Below are 15,393 nucleotides of genomic sequence, written 5' to 3'. Positions count from 1 at the left end.
GCGTGGTGCGACGCGATGGACGTGCGCACGCTGAAGGCGCGGCCGACGCGCTGGGCCCCCTGGAGCAAGGCCTTTATAAGGGCTGCTTCCTCATCGGCGCCTTGAGCTCGGCGAGCACGCGCTCGCGGACGAGCGGCAGCGGCGGCGAGCCGTGCGAGAGGAGCGCGTCGTGGAAGCGGCGCAGCGAGAACGCCGGGCCCAGGGCCGCCTTCGCCTCCTCGCGGAGCTTCAGGATCTGGAGCTTGCCGAGCGTGTAGGCGAAGTAGCCGGGGTCGAACGTCGCGCGCACCGCCTGCTCCCGCGCCGTCGCGCGGTCCTGGAAGCAGTCGTCGACGAAGCGGCGCTCGGCCTCGTCGAGGCTCATGCCCTCGGCGTGCACCCCGAGCGACACGACCACCCGGCAGTTGCGCAGCAGCGCGTCCGCGAGCTGGCCGAGGCGACTCTGCGGGTCCTCCTTGCCGAACCCCTGCTCGATCATCATCTGCTCGACGTAGTGGGCCCAGCCCTCCACGAACGAGTAGCTCCCGAACATCTTCTGCGTCTCCGTCGGCGCCCGGTTCCCCCACAGGCCCTGGACGAAGTGCCCCGGGTAGACCTCGTGCACGGTCGTCGAGAGCAGCGTGCCCCGCAGCATCACGTACTCCTCCTGCTCCTTCCGGGGCCACGAGGGGTCCGGCTTCGTGATGTAGTAGAACGCCTCGAGCCCCTTCCGCTCGAACGGCCCGGGCGCGTCGAGGAAGGCGGCGTTCCAGCGCATGTAGGGCGGCGTCTCCTTCACGATCGCCCGCTCGTCGGACGGGAGGCTCACGATCTCCTTGTCGACGAGGAACTTGCGCGCCGACTCCATCATCCGCGTCGCCTCGGCGAGGAGCTGCTCCGCCTTCGGCCGGGAGGTCCTCACCTTCCTGGCGAGCTCCTGGTACGCCGCCTTGTTCGCCGCGAGGTCGTCCTCGCCCATCTTCTTGAACTCGGCGAGCGGCATCGAGAGCCCCTCCTGCGCGAGGAGGAGCTTCCGGTACCGCGCCTCCCCGAGCACGTGGCTCGCGTCGCCCTTCGGCAGCTCGACCTTCGCGAGGTGCTCGGCGAGCTTCTCCGCCGCGTCGGCGAGCGCGGCGTTCGTCTTCTCGAAATCGGCCTGGAACGCGGGGTCGCCCACGCCCTTGAGCAGCTTGACGACATCGCCGCGCAGGTACTCGGCGTAGCCGCGGAAGATCTTCACGGCCACCTCGATCACCGGCTTCGGCATCGGGCTCACGAGGTTCTCGAGGACGCGCGGCGCCTGGGCCAGCGCCGCCTTCTCGTGCTCGAGGAGGCGCCGCGCGCGCTCGGGCAGCGGCGCGTACGCGCGATCGAGGTAGTGGTTCACGCCGAACAGATCGCCGTAGAACTGCGGCCGCCGGCGCCACTCCTCGACGTCCCTCCCGGTGAAGATCTTGAGGTCGATCTGCTGGAGGAGCAGCGCGCGGTCGAGCGCCTCGTCCGGGGAGAGCGCCGCGGCGTCGACGGCGGCGAGCGCCGCGCGGTCGCGCTCGAGGCGCGCGAGCCGCCGCTCTATCGCGGCAGCGCCGTAGTCGGAGACCTTGCCGTCCTGCTCGTGCAGCCCGCGCGAGCGCGCGAAGGCCGGCTCGTCCGCGACCCACTCGCGCAGGATCCGATCGCGCAGCGCGGTGAACGGCTCGCGCGGCGCCTCCGCCGGCCGCGCGGGCTCGGCGCTCGCCACGGCCTGAGGGGGCGCCGCGGCCTGAGGGGGCGCCGCGCCGAGAGGCGGAGGCGGCGCCGAGGCGCTCCCGCTGCAGGCGGCGAGCGCCGCGAGCGGCGCGAGCATCGCGAGCCGGCGCCAGCGCGAGCGGACAGGTGTGGGTGCGGCCATGAGGGGCCGAGCCTGTCAAACCGGCCCGCGCAGGTCAACGCCGCAGGTCAGTCGCGGAGCGCGCGATCGATGATCGTGTCCACGTGCGAGAGCGCGTGGTCGAGGTCGAAGCAGCGCGCGATTTCGTCCGGGGCGAGCAGCGCCGCGACGTCGGCGTCGGCGGCGAGGTTGTCGCGGAAGCGCCCCTCGCCCGCGATCGCGCGCATCGCGCAGCGCTGCACCAGCTCGTAGGCCGCCTGCCGCGGCCTGCCCTTCTGGACGAGCGCCAGGAGCACCGCCTCGCTGAAGAAGAGCTCGCCCGTGCTGTCGAGGTTCTGGCGCAGCTTCTCGGGGTAGACGACCAGCCCCTCCACGAGCCCGGCGGCGCGGTCGAGCATGAACCCGAGCGTCGAGGTCGCGTCGGGCGCGATCATCCGCTCGACCGACGAGTGCGAGATGTCGCGCTCGTGCCACAGCGGCACGTTCTCGAGCGCCGGGATCACGGCCGCGCGCACGATGCGCGCGAGGCCGCACAGGTTCTCGCTGAGGATGGGGTTGCGCTTGTGGGGCATCGCGCTCGAGCCCTTCTGGCCCACGGTGAAGCGCTCCTCCGCCTCGCGGACCTCGGTGCGCTGCCAGTGCCGCACGTTGGTCGCGAGCCGCTCGATGCCCGCCGCGATGAGCGAGAGCGCGGTGAAGAGCTCGGCGTGGCGATCGCGCGCGACGACCTGCGTCGAGACCGTCTCCGGGCGCAGGCCCAGGGCCGCGAGCGCGCGCTCCTCGATGCGCGGCGACAGGTGCGCGTACGTCCCGACCGCGCCCGCAATCTTCCCGACCGCGATCGCCTGGCGCGCCGCGAGCAGGCGCGCCCTGCCGCGCTTCATCTCCGCGAGGTGGCCGGCGATCGCCAGGCCGAACGTGATCGGCTCGGCGGCGATGCCGTGGCTCCTGCCGATCATCGGGGTGCGCCGGTGCTCGTCCGCGCGCCGCGCGAGCGCGCTGCAGAGCTTGTCGAGCCGCGCCGAGAGCAGGTCCGTCGCGCGGACGAGCAGCACCGCGAGGCTCGTGTCGAGCACGTCGCTCGAGGTCATCCCCCGGTGCAGCCACCGCGCGCCCTCGCCCGCGAGCTCCTCGACGTGCGTCAGGAAGGCGATGACGTCGTGCTTGACGGTGCGCTCGATCGACTCGATCCGCTCGGGATCGAGCGTCAGCTGCTTCGCGCGGATCCCCTTCGCGATGCCGGCGGGCACGAGCCCTTCGGCCTCCATCGCCTCGCAGGCGGCGAGCTCCACCTCGAGCCAGGTCGAGAATCGGGTGGCGGGCGACCAGAGCGCTTCGAATTCAGCGGGAGTGTAGCGGGGGATCATGGGCGGGACGCTGCGAAGGTCTGGAGGGTGCGTCAAGGATGGAGTGGCCCCGGGAGGTCCGGCCGCGCGAGGGCCGGCTCGCGCTGCTCGCCCGCGCGGGGGGCCAGGCCGCGCACGGCCCGCGCCGTCGGGCGGGGCGCTTGCGGACGCGCGGCGCGCGGCAAACGTTGGCGCGATGCCAACCGAAGCACCGGCGCCTGCGCGCGCCGATCAGGGCAGGTCGTTCGCCCGCACGCCCCACGCGGCGGGCGACGCGCCGCCAGAGACGCTGCCCGCAGGGGCGAGCGAGCCGGACGCTGTCAGCCAGGCGCCGCTCCCCCCGCGGGCCGAGCCTGGGCGCCGCGAGCCGGCGGGGCGCGCTGGCGGCGCGGCCGCCGCCGCGAGCGCGCCGGCTGTCGTGAACGAGCCGGCGCCCGCGAGCGAGACCCGCGCGAGCGTGCGCGGGGGTCGCCGGGTGAAGTCGTACATCGTGGTGGTCGCGATGGACCTGTCCGAGCCGGGCGGGCGGGCGTGGCGCTTCGCCTTCGATCTGGCGGCGCTCCGCGGCGAGACGGAGATCCACGCCGTGGTCATCGGCCCGCGGCAGGTCGCCCCTGCAGTGCGCGACGTGACGACGCCGGGCGCGTCGTCGCCGCCGTCGCTCCGCGTGCTCCAGCACCGGTTCGCAGACGGCCAGGCCCGGCTGATGGCGATGCACTTCCGCACGGGCCGGCCGGACCGGGCCATCGTCTCGCTCGCCCGGGAGCTCAGCGCCGATCTCATCGTCGTGGCCACGCACCCGCAGTCGCCCCTGCAGCGGCTCTTCGGCGGCTCGACGGCCGACCGGATCGCGCGGAACGCGCCGTGCCCGGTCGTCGTCGTGCGCCCCAAGGAGGACGACGACGCCGACGCGGCCAACTACGACCCCAGGCTGCGCTGACGCGGCGGCGCGCGGCGGACCACCGAGCGCGCGATCTGCGCGCTCGGATCGCTCGCGCGTGGGCTACCGCGCGCTCGATGCCCGCGCGGCGGACTACCGCGCGCTCGACGACTGAGCGTCGGCCTGCGCCGCCGGGTCGAGCTTGTCCGGCGCGCTGACGCCCTCGGCCTTGCCCCCTTCCCGCGTGTCCGCGTAGCCCCACGCGACGCCGGCCGCGTCGACGAGGAGGTTGTTCGCGTCGCCGATCGGCATCGGGTCCATCACGAGGGCGTGCCCTCGCCGCGCGAGGTCGTCGAGGGCGGCCTGCGGCGGAGGCGTCAGCCGCTCGACGCGCACGCGATCCGGCATCCACTGGTGGTGGATGCGCGCGTGGCGGACCGCCTCGTCGATGGTCATCCCGTGATCGACCAGGTTGCGGAGGACCTGCGCGACGGTGTTCGGGATCGTGTCGCCGCCGGGAGATCCGAGGACGAGCGCGACCTTGCCGTCGCGGCTCACGAGGGTGGGCGTCATCGAGCTCGCCATGCGTTTGCCCGGCGCCACCGCGTTGATCCCCGTCTCGGAGAACGCGCCCATCGCGTTGGCGAGCAGGATGCCCGTGCCCGGGATCACGATCCTCGCGCCGAAGCTCGCCGACAGGGTGGTCGTGCACGAGACCGCGTTGCCCTGCGCGTCGATCACCGAGAAGTGCGTCGTCTGCGGGGACTCCTGGGCGACGGCGCCCAGAGGCGCCGCGATGGCGCCCGCCGGCGTGGCCCGCTCCGGGTCGACGGGCGGCCTGCGGCGCATCAGGTAGGCCCCGTCGAGGAGCTGCGCGAGCAGCTGCGCCGTCTCGGGCGCGACGAAATCGGGGTCGGCGCTCACCTTGCGCCGATCGGCGTACGCCCGCTTCGCCGCCTCGACGAACAGGTGCAGCGACAGCCCCGAGTCGGCGGGCGCCTCGTGCGCCTTGAGCCGCTCGAGCGTGAGCATCATCTCCGCGAGCGCGACGCCGCCCATCGAGGGGGGCGGCATCGTGTCGACGGTGAAGCCGCGGTACGAGAACCGGAGGGGCGCGCGCCACTTCGCCTGGTAGGCGCGCAGGTCGCTCTCGCTGATGTGGCCGCCGCGCTCGCGCATCGCGCCGGCGATCTGCCGGGCGATGGCGCCCTCGTAGAAAGCGCGCGGCCCCTCCGCGGCGAGCGTCTCGAGGGTGCGGGCGAGATCGAGCTGCCGCACCAGCTCGCCCTGGGCGACCGGCGCCTTGCCCCGCCCCCAGATGGCGCTCGCGGCCCGATCGGCCTTCAGCCGCGGCCACGCCCAGCGCAGGGTCAGCGCCTGCCGCGCGCCGAGGCGGTGCCCCTTGCGCGCGAGGGAGATCGCCGGGGCCAGGAGCTCGGCGAACGGGCGGGTGCCGAACCGCTCGTGGGCCAGGGCGAGGCCGGCGACCGAGCCCGGGACGCCGGCGGACGCATAGCCGTGTCCGCCGGCGCGCAGCATCGCCATGTTCGACTCGGTGGTCACCGACGCGGGCGCGGCCTCGCGGAAGTCGATCGCCTGCGTCTCGCCGTTCGCGAGGCGGACCAGCATGAAGCCGCCGCCGCCGATGTTGCCCGCGCTCGGGTGGGTCACCGCCAGCGCGAACGCCACGGCGACCGCGGCGTCGACCGCGTTGCCGCCGCGCCGCAGCACGTCCGCGCCCGCGCGCGTCGCGTGCTCCTCGACCGAGGTCACGAGCCCGGCGTCGCCGCGCACCGCCCGCGGGCCGCCCGAGGCGAGCGCGATCGGCGGCACCGGCGGCATCGGCTCCGGCGCCGCGACGTCGGCCGTGGGCGCCGCGGCCGCGCTCGCGGCCGACGCCCCGGCGCTCGCGCTGGCGACGGCCGGCGCGGCGGCGGCCGCGAGCGTCGCGGGCGCCGCCGGGTGCGGCGCGGGCGGCGTGCGGGCCTCGCAGCCTGCGAGCAGCGCCAGGGCGAGCGCCCAGCGCGGCTTCGAACGACGGAGCAGGGTCATCAGGGTGCGCGCGAATCTACACCGGTGCCGGAGAGAGCCGGGCCGGGCCGCGCGGGGCGACCCGGCCTGGGAGGTGTGGGTGAGGGCGCGCCGGCGCGCTTCGGTTCAGGGCGCGCCGGCGCGCTTCGGTTCAGGGCGCGCCGGCGCGCCCCAGGGCGGCGCCCGCGCAGTCAGGGGCGCCGAGCCCCGCTCAGGACCGCTTGCGGCGACGCGCCGCAGCCACGCCCACGCCGGCGACGAGCGCCGCGAGCCCGGTGCCCGCGAACGGCGCCGAGGACGACCCCGGCGCGGCGGCGCAGGAGACGCTGGCCTCGGCCTCCGCCTCGGCGTGGAACTCCACATCGACGCCCTGCGAGAGCAGCCAGTTCTTGCACTCCTCCATGCTGCCGGCGATATCGACGTACTGCCCGTTGCAGAACAGCGCGCCATCCGGCGTGGTGCACTGCACCTCGCACCCGCCCCGGAGCTCGGACGTGCAGTTGAAGTTGCAGTCGAAGTTCGCGTCGACCTTGCACTCCCCCTCGCAGCTCGCCTCGCACTTCGCCTCGCACGAGGCGCTCGGCGGCGTCGCCTCGCAGCTCACGCTGCACTCGCCCTCGCAGCTCGACGAGCACGACGCCTCGCAGTCCGCCCGCGCGCCGGCATCGCTACCCGCTTTCGCCTCGCACCTCGCCTCGCACTTCCCCGTGCAGCTCGCCTTGCAGCTCCCCTCGCAGCTCAGGCTCCCCGGGTCGGCGGTGCACTCGCCTTCGCAGTCCGCCTGGCACTGGCCCGTGCACGACGCCTGCACGCCGCCAGTGCACCGCCCGGAGCACTCCGCCTCGAAACGGACCGGCTCGCAGTAGCCTTCACAGCCGCCCTCGGTGCGAATCTCACACTGACCGGCCGCCGCGAGCTGGAGGTTTCCACATGGATTGGGCTGGGCTGATGCAGTGGAGGCAACCAGCGCAGGAACTGCAAAAGTAAACGCACTCACAAAAAGCTGAGCAATGGTCCGTCGCATGCCAATTCTCCTGGGTTCAGAGCGCGGGATCCGCGTGTGGTCTCCGCAGGTGTTGCAATCGGACGACCAGCGCCACCCTTTGAAGCATTTCCCAAGAAAAAAGTCTCGCTGCTCGTGCCCGCTCGGCCACAGCGTATCTACGAGTTCACGGTCCCATGATGCGCCATGCCACACCAAGGGCATGTCCGAGCAGGTGAGGATACCTGCGACGTGGTGATCAGCGGCTCACAGTGTCGGCGATTTGCCCTGTTCCGTAGCGCGCCACCACGCCCTTGCGGGCTCTGCCGGGAGTCGGCTGGCTAAGGAAGTCCCCGCCCACGGCCCAGAAGGCCCCTTCCCCGTCGGCCCAGACGGCGTGGAGATCGGCGTAGGGCTCCTCGGTGAACTCATCGATCCAGGCCCCGTCGACGAGGCGCTGCTTGAGCCCTCCATACCCGACGATCGCGACCTCCCCCGGCCGGCCGCAGGCGACGCCGTTCACGTCGTTGGTGAGCTCTATCTCGAGCCTGCGCCACGACGCGCCGTCCGAGCGGAGCACGTCTCTCCCGCCGACCGCGTATACCTCTTCACGGCTGCAGCCGGCGGCCGTGAACAGGGTGCCCTGCGCGATCGGCGGATCGGATTGCACTTCCCAGGTCGAGCCCGAGCGGTGCCAGATCACGCCGAACTCGCCCACGGCGTAGAGATCCTCGGACGATTCGCCCCACACCTTGTAGAGCGCCCGGCCAGTCGCCGCCGGCAGCGGCTCTCGCGACCATGCGCTGCCGTCCCAGCGGAGGACGATGTCCTTCTCCGCGTCCGCGCCGCTGCCGGGCATGCCGCCGACCGCCCAGGCATCGTCGGGTGAAAACGCGATCACGCCCCACAGCGTGGCCTCCGTCCCCGTCTCGTGCTCGGTGAACGTCGCGCCGTCCCACCGCGCTGCGCGGCCGCGCTCGCCGACCATCCAGACGTCCTGCGGACCGGAGCCGGCCACCCACCAGAAGGTCGTCTCCCCGCCCGCCGGGAGCTCGCGCCACCTCGCCCCGTCGTAGTGCAGCGCGAGCGCCTGGAGGCCCGTGTTGCCGAGCGGCCCCCCGACGGCGAACACGTCGTCGGGCGCCGTCCCCCAGATCGAGAGGACCGCGCGGTCGAGATCGCCCTCGTCGAGCAGCACGCGCCACGCCGGCGGCTCCTGCTCGGGCGGCCTCGCAGGATCGCCGGGGCAGCCGGTGAGGGCGACCGCGCCGAGCGCCGCCACAGCCATGGAGTGAAAGCAGGTGCGCATGGGAGTGAAGACCCGCCTGGAGAGGTCCTGCCGGCGCGCCGCCATGGAGGGCTCAGTTGCAGAACACGTCGTCCTGCTTCGGATAGTAATAGACGAAGATGTTGCAGTGCTCGTTCTTCTCGACGATCGGCCCGAACGTGTAGCAGCAATCGAGCGACTCGTCGGCGGTCCCGTTCTTGGACACGTCGTACTCGTCGAGGCCCTTGCACCCCACGGACGGGTCCGGCTGCTGCCACTCGTAGGTGCATCCGTACCAGACGCCGCCGTTCGTCGGGAGCTCCCTGTCGAGCTCCGGCGAGATGAGCATCGGCGGGTCGTCCCACGCGTTCGATGTGTAGAAGCGCTCCGAGGCCGGAGGCGTGCCGATGGTCTTGCCGTCCCATGCATACATATCGAACCGCGTGCCTCGGCTGTGGAAATGGCCGTTGGCGCCGATGATCCTCACGGGAGAGGGGCTGTTGATCTGGCACGAGCCCTCGAACGTGGGCGTCGGGTTCGACTGACAGACACGGATCGACTGCTTGGTCGCGAAGACGGTGCCCATCTCGGCCTTGACCTCGGCGGCCGGAAGCGCCCAGAAGTTCACCCGGACGCGGCCGACCGCCTCGGGGGTCTTCTGCGACGTCGCATTCACGTAATGCGTCTGCAGCATCAGCCACTCGTCCGGCGCGAGGACGTTCGCGACGCCCTCGGGAAACTCCCAGTCGACCTGGCCGTTCTGCTGCGAGTTCGCGATGAGCGGCCAGTCCGCCCAGTTGGGGCTCTTGAAGCACTCCCCGACCCCGTTCTGGTTCTTCTGGATGAGCCCGCCCTCCGGCCCCAGCCCCTTCACGGTCTTCACGCGGAAGATGTTCATGTGGTGCGAGCCGTCGCGCTGCGCGATCTGCACGCGGTGGAGGTTCACCGGCGCGGCCGGGTCCAGCCCGTTCGACGCGGCGAGCTCGCTGACCTTGAAGAAGTAGCAGTCCTGCTGCTCGACCCCCGCCGGCACCTCGGTCTCCTCAGTCTGCATCTGGAAGCCCTGGCCGACCGGCGGCACATCGAGCAGCGACTCGTCGACCGGCGCGGGCGTCTCGCCCCCACCCCCGCCCCCGTCAACGCAGGCCACGATCCCCAGCACGACAGGAAGCAAACCAAGCGTCAGGCATCGACCGGCCATGAGTCCCTCCAGGCAATCGCGCAGCGATGAAGAGAGATATACACGGCTGCACAATTTCAGGGCGTTCGTGTCACGGGGCGGGCATGGTTCCGTCGCGCGCCGGGGCGTCGTGGTCGAGCGCTGGCCGGTGCTGCTAGGATGTGGGAGAGGTTCAACCATGGCGGCGCCCAAGAAATGCGGTCCACACACCGAGCTCGCCTCGAACGAGGCGACACGCATCACCCGGTGCGGGTGTGGCACCGTGCACGTGACACTCATCGGCCCTGGCGTGACGTTTCGCATGCCAGCGGACGCGTTCCGGGGCGTCGCCTCCGGGCTCAAGGCAGCGGCCGAGCGGCTTGACGACGACCCCCGTTTCGGCACGACCTCCATCAATTAGCTTGCGCGCCCGCAGCGGAGCGGCCTACCAGTGGCTTCGCCGCTGAGATCTCTCTCCTCGGATGGCCGCTGGTCGAAAGAGGGCGCCTCTCGTGTACGACGACGACGCGGAGCACTGGGTCGGCAAGACGTTCGCCGGGACGTGGTGGATCGAGCGCGTGCTCGGCACCGGCGGCATGGGGAGCGTGCTGCTCGGGCGCGCGGCGGACGGCTCTCAGGTCGCGCTCAAGGTGCTGCACCCGGAGCTCAACGCGATCACGGAGGTGCGGAAGCGCTTCCTCCGCGAGGGCTTCATCGGCAACACGCTCGGCGGGGCGGACGCGGTGCCCGGCGTGGTGCGCGTGCTCGCCTCCGGCGAGACGCAGGAGGGCCTCGCCTACCTGACGATGGAGGCGCTCCAGGGCGAGACGCTCTTCGATCGGATGGCGCGCACCGGGACGATGCCGGCCGGCGAGGTGCTCGCGCTCGCGGACCAGGTGCTCGAGACGCTGGCGATCGCGCACGCGCGCGGCGTCGTGCACCGCGATCTCAAGCCCGAGAACATCCACCTCGGCAACGACGGGCGCGTGCGCATGCTCGACTTCGGCATCGCGCGCGTCGTCGACGGGCTCACCGGCCTGCCCGAGAAGACCGCGACCAAGACGGGCATGATCATGGGCACGGCGACGTACATGGCGCCGGAGCAAGCGACGGGGCTCATCCACGACATCGACGGGCGCACCGATCTCTTCGGGCTCGGAGCGACGATGTTCCGGCTGCTCGCGGGCCGACAGGTGCACGGCGAGGTGACGGAGGCCATGGAGGTCATCGCCGCAGCGACCGAGGCCGCGCCGCCGCTCGCGTCGGTCGCGCCCGGGATCTCGCCCTCCGTCGCGGCCGTGGTCGATCGCTCGCTGGCGTTCATCAAGTTCCATCGCTACCCGAACGCCGAGACCATGCGCGCGGACGTCCGCGCTGTACGCGCAGGCGCGCTGCCTCCCTACGCGCAGGCCGTCATCGAGGGGCGGATCCGCGCCGGCCAGCCGATATCGCAGCCGGCGCCTCCGCTGCATGCCGGCGGGTCGCCGAGCGCGCGCCCGCAGCCGACCGTGCTGGAGCCGGCCGCGGCCCCTCGCCATTCGCACTCGATGAGCCGACCGGAGCGAACGCTCGACGACAACCCGTCAGCGCCCTCCCGCGCTGGCGCGTCGCTCTCGCAGCTCTCGACGGGCAAGCTGCTGCTGCTCGTCGGCGGCGCCTCGCTCATCACGGGCGTCATCGTGGCGATGATCGTCGTCCTGCTGGTGTTCAGCCGCTGAGGGGCCGCGAGCGCGCCGCCAAGGGCGCGCTCGTCAGGTGGAAGGGATCGTCGGTGGAAGGTGCCGGCGGGGCCGCTGGGCCCCGCCGCGGTCACGCGCGCTCGTCGAGCGGCGTGTAGTCGACGGCGTTCTCGCCGGTGTAGATCTGCCGCGGACGGCCGATCTTGCCGGTCGGGTCGTCGTTCATCTCCTTCCAGTGGGCGATCCAGCCGGGGAGGCGTCCGAGCGCGAACATGACGGTGAACATGTTCGTGGGGAAGCCGAGCGCGCGGTAGATGATGCCGCTGTAGAAGTCGACGTTCGGGTAGAGCTTCCGCTCGACGAAGTACGGATCCTTCAGCGCGGTCTCCTCGAGGCGCTGCGCGATGTCGAGCAGCGGATCCTTGATGCCGAGCTTCGCCAGGATCTTGTCGGCCGCCGCCTTGATGAGGACGGCGCGCGGATCGTAGTTCTTGTACACGCGATGGCCGAAGCCCATCAGGCGGAAGTTCGAGGTCTTGTCCTTCGCGAGCTTGACGAACTTCGAGACGTCGCCGCCGTCCGCGCGGATCGCCTCGAGCATCGTCACGACCTCCTGGTTCGCGCCGCCGTGGAGCGGGCCCCAGAGCGCGCAGATGCCGGCGGCGACCGAGGCGAAGAGGTTCGCCTTCGAGCTCCCGACGAGGCGCACCGTCGACGTGGAGCAGTTCTGCTCGTGATCGGCGTGCAGGATCAGGAGCAGGTTCAGCACCTTCACGATGTCCTCGTCGATCTCGTACGGCTCCGCCGGGACCGAGAACATCATGTTCAGGAAGTTCGCACAGTACGAGAGCGAGTTGTGCGGGTAGACGAACGGCTGGCCGATCGACTTCTTGTACGAGAACGCCGCGATCGTGCGCACCTTGGAGAGCAGCCTCGCGATGGTGATGTCGAGGTGCTCGGTGTTCTTCACGTCGATCGCTTCCGGGTAGTAGCTCGACAGGGAGAGCACCATCGCGGACAGGATCGCCATCGGATGCGCCGTCGACGGGTAGCCGTCGAAGAAGCGCTTCATGTCCTCGTGGATCAGCGAGTGCCGGGTGAGCAGCGTGGAGAACCGGGACAGCTCGCTCTTGCTCGGCAGCTTGCCGTAGATCAGGAGGTACGAGGTCTCCACGAAGGTCGACTTCTCGCCGAGCTGCTCGATCGGGATGCCGCGGTAGCGGAGGATGCCCTTCTCCCCATCGAGGAACGTGATGGAGCTCGTGGTCGAGGCCGTATTGACGAAGGCCGGGTCGATGCAAACGTACCCGGTCTTCGAACGAAGGGACGCGACGTCGATCGCCTTCTCCCCCTCGGTGCCCGTGATGACAGGCAACTCGATCGTCTGCTCCCCACCGTTCTTCTTCAGCGTTAACTTCGCGGTCTCCTGCACGCCTCCTCCTTCCGCCGCAGCGCGGCGTAAGCTATCACGGGCCGAGGGAAGAATGCTTCCCCGAGAAAATGAGGTGATGCATTTGAGCGAGCCGGTCGTGCGGGGGGAGCTGGCCCACCACCCGGAGGCGCCTCGGTTTGCGGCCGAGGTGCGGCGAGTCCACGGGCGTTACGCCGACGAGGTTGTCGCTCGCTACCGGCTCTGCCCGTTCATGCGCGACGCCGCAACCGGATTCGGACGCTTTTACGTCCTGCTCGATCGTGAGCCCGTCCTGGAGACGGCGCTGGCGGTCATGGAGGAGGCCGACTCCGCGGTGGTGCACCTGGTTTTCCCGTGCATCCATGCTCCGTCGCCCCAGTTCGAGCGCTTCGCGTCGCGCCTGGGTGAACAGCTGCGGCGGCGCCTTAGCCCCGCGCCGGTGCTGGCCGCGTTCCACCCCGAGATGGCGGGGGACGAGACGAACTCGCACCGGCTCGTCGGTCTCCTCCGACACGCGCCAGATCCGTTTGTACAAACGATTCCAGAGGGGCTGAACCATACTGGGACCGTCCTCGCGGGGGCAGGCGTCGAGCCTGCGGTCGACCCCGCCGAGGACAATTACCGACGCCTTGAAGGGGCAGGGATCGCCGCAGTCAAGATGAGGCTCGCGGAGATCATGGCAGATCGCGACTCGAGTTATGCGCCCTTCCTCGCGCAGCTCGGGCTCACCCGCCCCGGCCCGCGCTTCAGCCCGCTCCCAACACGGTAACGCACGGGCGAAGAGCGCAAACGAAACATCTACGAAACGCGCGCGAAACGCATGTTGCGCGTGTTGCGCGTGGTGATGGCCCTCGGCTCACTCCGCAGGCGAGCTGCGCGGCGCCGGGTCCGACCCGCCGGAGCCGGAGCCGGCCTTGGCCTCGCGCTGCGCCATCAACGGCATCAGGTACGGGAAGCCGGCCGCCATCGTATCGAGGTGGGGATCGATCTGGGCGGCCAGCCAGAAGAGGAGCACGCAAGCACGCTCGACATAGAACCAGTCCTCCGGGTACTCGAACGACCGCATCAGCTCCTGGAGCTCACCGCGCTCCAGCTCGGGGTCCGCGAGCCGCTCCAGCTGCTCGGGGCGGGCGCGCATGAGCGCCGCCGGCGTGCGATCCCGGATCTTGAGCAGCTTCGCGAAGTAGGTCTTCACGGTCCTCTCGAGGAGCGCGTCGTTGCCCCCGGGCGCGACGAAGCCCATCCTCCGGAAGCCGCGCACGACCGCCGCGTCGTCCTGCGCGAAGATGCCCTTCAGGATGTCGAGCAGCCCGTCGATGAGCTCGTCCCGGGCCTCGCAGCTCGCGCCGAAGTCGAGGACGACGAGGCGAAAGCCGCCGCCCTCCTCCGCGGGCCGCGCGGCGACAAGGAAGTTCCCCGGGTGCGGATCGGCGTGGAAGAAGCGATCCGCGAAGAGCATCTTGTAGAAGGCCTGCACGAGCCGGAGCGCCACGTCCGAGGGCTCGACGCCCGCGCTCCGGAGCGCGTCGAGGCGGGTGATCTTGATTCCTTCCATGAAGGTCATCGTGAGCACGTCGCGCGTCGTGAGCTCGTGGATGACCTCCGGGAACGCGATGCTCGCGTCCCCCTCGAAGTTCTGCGCCATCCGCTCCATGCACGCGGCCTCGTGCAGGTAGTCGGTCTCCCGGCGGAGCAGATCGACCAGCGACTCGTGCACCCGCTCGATGTGCCCCACCGGGACGAACCGCTTGTAGACGAGGATCGCGAGGCGCAGGACGCGCAGGTCGACGGCGATGATCCCGCGGATGCCGGGGTAGAGGAACTTGACCGCGACCTTGCGGCCGTCGCGGAGGCGCGCGACGTGGACCTGCCCCAGCGACGCGGCCGCGAGCGGCGCGCGCTCGATTGACGCGAACAGCTCGCCCGCGGAGCGGCCGAAGCTCGCGCGCAGCGCGGCCTCGAGATCGCTGAACGGGTGCGGCGGCACCTGGTCCTGGAGCTGCTCGAGCTCCTTGCCGTAAGCACGAGGCAAGAAGCCGCCCATGATGGACAGCACCTGGCCGAGCTTGATGAAGACGCCCCGCAGCTGGAGCATGGCGCGCAGCAGGCGCCGGGCGTTGTTCTGATCGACGCGGTCGCGGCGCGCGACGAGCCAGCGAGGCGGCTCACCCGCGGGCGAGCCGCGCCCGAGGCGCCTCGCGAACACCCGCACGAGCCCCAGCTGAATGAGGTAGCTCGTCAGGATGACCGAGAACGCGAGCAGCGCGCGGAAGAGTCGGACGGCGAGCGTCATGTGCGGCAAAGCAGCCGCACCATGCTACCGCAGGGGCCGCGCGGGGCCAGCGGTGCTCGCCCTCGCCCTCGCCATCCGACGATCGGTGAATCCCGGCGAGGGGGCCGCCGCGGACCTCCGCCGCGCAGCGGAGCCCTCCGGCGAGCCGAGCAGGCTCAGGAGAGCGAGTCCTTGATCGCCTTGATGGGGCGGGCGCGGACCGACTTGCTGGCCGGCTTGGCCGCGAACGTCATCGGCTGCTTCGTGAAGGGGTTGATCCCCTCGCGCGCCTTGGTCGCGGGCTTCTTGACGACGCGGAACTTCGCGAAGCCGGGCATCGTGAAGATGCCGTTCTTCTTGAGCTCCTTGTACGCGATGTCGGTCAGCGACTCGAGGATCGCCTTGACCTGCTTGCGCGAGATCTCGTTCTCGTTGGCCTCGACCACCGCGTTGATCAGCGCGCTCTTGCTGAGCGACGTGCTCTTCTTCCCATCCGCCTTCTTGGCCGCCATGTTCA

At 71.2% G+C, this 15,393-nt stretch carries 13 protein-coding genes; 4 read left to right on the top strand and 9 right to left on the bottom strand.

All coding sequences use genetic code 11. From position 1 onward, the window contains the following. Nucleotides 1-73 precede the first annotated feature (73 nt). Together WMF11_RS46000 and purB are read right to left on the bottom strand one after the other, a co-directional pair. Nucleotides 74-1,870: a DUF885 domain-containing protein gene (locus WMF11_RS46000; RefSeq protein WP_437975254.1), complete on the bottom strand. Its 1,797-nt coding sequence runs from the start codon at nucleotides 1,868-1,870 to the stop codon at nucleotides 74-76. A 47-nt stretch (nucleotides 1,871-1,917) separates the two neighbouring features. Further along, nucleotides 1,918-3,216: an adenylosuccinate lyase gene (gene purB / locus WMF11_RS45995; protein ID WP_437975253.1), complete on the bottom strand. Its 1,299-nt coding sequence runs from the start codon at nucleotides 3,214-3,216 to the stop codon at nucleotides 1,918-1,920. A 175-nt stretch (nucleotides 3,217-3,391) separates the two neighbouring features. Between purB and WMF11_RS45990 the strand changes: the two genes are divergently transcribed. After that, nucleotides 3,392-4,135 carry a universal stress protein gene (locus WMF11_RS45990; RefSeq protein ID WP_437547057.1) on the top strand — a complete coding sequence of 248 codons (744 nt, stop codon included), beginning with the start codon at nucleotides 3,392-3,394 and terminating at the stop codon, nucleotides 4,133-4,135. A 93-nt stretch (nucleotides 4,136-4,228) separates the two neighbouring features. Here WMF11_RS45990 and ggt read toward each other — a convergent pair whose 3' ends face one another. The 4 genes from ggt to WMF11_RS45970 all read right to left on the bottom strand — a co-directional run bounded on the left by ggt (nucleotide 4,229) and on the right by WMF11_RS45970 (nucleotide 9,556). Then, nucleotides 4,229-6,127: a gamma-glutamyltransferase gene (ggt, locus tag WMF11_RS45985; RefSeq protein ID WP_437975252.1), complete on the bottom strand. Its 1,899-nt coding sequence runs from the start codon at nucleotides 6,125-6,127 to the stop codon at nucleotides 4,229-4,231. A 190-nt stretch (nucleotides 6,128-6,317) separates the two neighbouring features. Beyond that, on the bottom strand, nucleotides 6,318-6,917 hold the full coding sequence (locus tag WMF11_RS45980) for a hypothetical protein (RefSeq protein WP_437905407.1): 600 nt from the start codon (nucleotides 6,915-6,917) through the stop codon (nucleotides 6,318-6,320). A 430-nt stretch (nucleotides 6,918-7,347) separates the two neighbouring features. Continuing rightward, the gene (locus WMF11_RS45975) at nucleotides 7,348-8,442 is read right to left on the bottom strand and encodes a WD40/YVTN/BNR-like repeat-containing protein (RefSeq protein ID WP_437905406.1); all 1,095 of its coding nucleotides are present in this window, start codon (nucleotides 8,440-8,442) and stop codon (nucleotides 7,348-7,350) included. A 7-nt stretch (nucleotides 8,443-8,449) separates the two neighbouring features. After that, nucleotides 8,450-9,556, bottom strand: coding sequence for a hypothetical protein (locus WMF11_RS45970; RefSeq protein ID WP_437905405.1), 1,107 nt, complete (start codon nucleotides 9,554-9,556; stop codon nucleotides 8,450-8,452). Nucleotides 9,557-9,713: 157 nt separating this feature from the next. Here WMF11_RS45970 and WMF11_RS45965 point away from each other — a divergent pair, with 157 nt between their 5' ends. Both WMF11_RS45965 and WMF11_RS45960 read left to right on the top strand, forming a co-directional pair. Beyond that, on the top strand, nucleotides 9,714-9,935 hold the full coding sequence (locus WMF11_RS45965; RefSeq protein ID WP_437296083.1) for a hypothetical protein: 222 nt from the start codon (nucleotides 9,714-9,716) through the stop codon (nucleotides 9,933-9,935). A 91-nt stretch (nucleotides 9,936-10,026) separates the two neighbouring features. Beyond that, nucleotides 10,027-11,232: a serine/threonine-protein kinase gene (locus tag WMF11_RS45960; RefSeq protein ID WP_437975251.1), complete on the top strand. Its 1,206-nt coding sequence runs from the start codon at nucleotides 10,027-10,029 to the stop codon at nucleotides 11,230-11,232. A 91-nt stretch (nucleotides 11,233-11,323) separates the two neighbouring features. Here the strand turns inward: WMF11_RS45960 and WMF11_RS45955 are convergent, their stop codons facing one another. Further along, nucleotides 11,324-12,625, bottom strand: coding sequence for a citrate synthase (locus tag WMF11_RS45955; protein WP_437547045.1), 1,302 nt, complete (start codon nucleotides 12,623-12,625; stop codon nucleotides 11,324-11,326). A gap of 76 nt (nucleotides 12,626-12,701) precedes the next feature. Between WMF11_RS45955 and WMF11_RS45950 the strand changes: the two genes are divergently transcribed. Next, complete coding sequence (locus tag WMF11_RS45950; protein WP_437713092.1) at nucleotides 12,702-13,373, top strand: hypothetical protein; 672 nt, start codon at nucleotides 12,702-12,704, stop codon at nucleotides 13,371-13,373. An 87-nt stretch (nucleotides 13,374-13,460) separates the two neighbouring features. Here WMF11_RS45950 and WMF11_RS45945 read toward each other — a convergent pair whose 3' ends face one another. Next, nucleotides 13,461-14,897, bottom strand: coding sequence for an ABC1 kinase family protein (locus tag WMF11_RS45945; protein ID WP_437975250.1), 1,437 nt, complete (start codon nucleotides 14,895-14,897; stop codon nucleotides 13,461-13,463). A 155-nt stretch (nucleotides 14,898-15,052) separates the two neighbouring features. Continuing rightward, nucleotides 15,053-15,388 (bottom strand): HU family DNA-binding protein, encoded by a 336-nt coding sequence (locus tag WMF11_RS45940; protein ID WP_012240887.1) that lies wholly within the window; start codon nucleotides 15,386-15,388, stop codon nucleotides 15,053-15,055. Nucleotides 15,389-15,393 lie beyond the last annotated feature (5 nt).

Source organism: Sorangium sp. So ce295, from assembly GCF_051527405.1.
GTDB lineage: Bacteria > Myxococcota_A > Polyangia > Polyangiales > Polyangiaceae > Sorangium > Sorangium cellulosum_B.
This window is presented reverse-complemented; position numbering and strand designations above follow the sequence as displayed.

What these genes read in the sequence shown, in the direction of transcription:
- WMF11_RS45975 (WP_437905406.1), bottom strand. Translation starts at nt 8,442, where the DNA reads ATGGCGGCGCGCCGGCAGGACCTCTCCAGGCGGGTCTTCACTCCCATG.
- WMF11_RS45940 (WP_012240887.1), bottom strand. Translation starts at nt 15,388, where the DNA reads ATGGCGGCCAAGAAGGCGGATGGGAAGAAGAGCACGTCGCTCAGCAAG.
- WMF11_RS45970 (WP_437905405.1), bottom strand. Translation starts at nt 9,556, where the DNA reads ATGGCCGGTCGATGCCTGACGCTTGGTTTGCTTCCTGTCGTGCTGGGG.
- ggt (WP_437975252.1), bottom strand. Translation starts at nt 6,127, where the DNA reads ATGACCCTGCTCCGTCGTTCGAAGCCGCGCTGGGCGCTCGCCCTGGCG.
- WMF11_RS45950 (WP_437713092.1), top strand. Translation starts at nt 12,702, where the DNA reads ATGCATTTGAGCGAGCCGGTCGTGCGGGGGGAGCTGGCCCACCACCCG.
- WMF11_RS45945 (WP_437975250.1), bottom strand. Translation starts at nt 14,897, where the DNA reads ATGACGCTCGCCGTCCGACTCTTCCGCGCGCTGCTCGCGTTCTCGGTC.
- WMF11_RS45990 (WP_437547057.1), top strand. Translation starts at nt 3,392, where the DNA reads ATGCCAACCGAAGCACCGGCGCCTGCGCGCGCCGATCAGGGCAGGTCG.
- WMF11_RS45965 (WP_437296083.1), top strand. Translation starts at nt 9,714, where the DNA reads ATGGCGGCGCCCAAGAAATGCGGTCCACACACCGAGCTCGCCTCGAAC.
- purB (WP_437975253.1), bottom strand. Translation starts at nt 3,216, where the DNA reads ATGATCCCCCGCTACACTCCCGCTGAATTCGAAGCGCTCTGGTCGCCC.
- WMF11_RS46000 (WP_437975254.1), bottom strand. Translation starts at nt 1,870, where the DNA reads ATGGCCGCACCCACACCTGTCCGCTCGCGCTGGCGCCGGCTCGCGATG.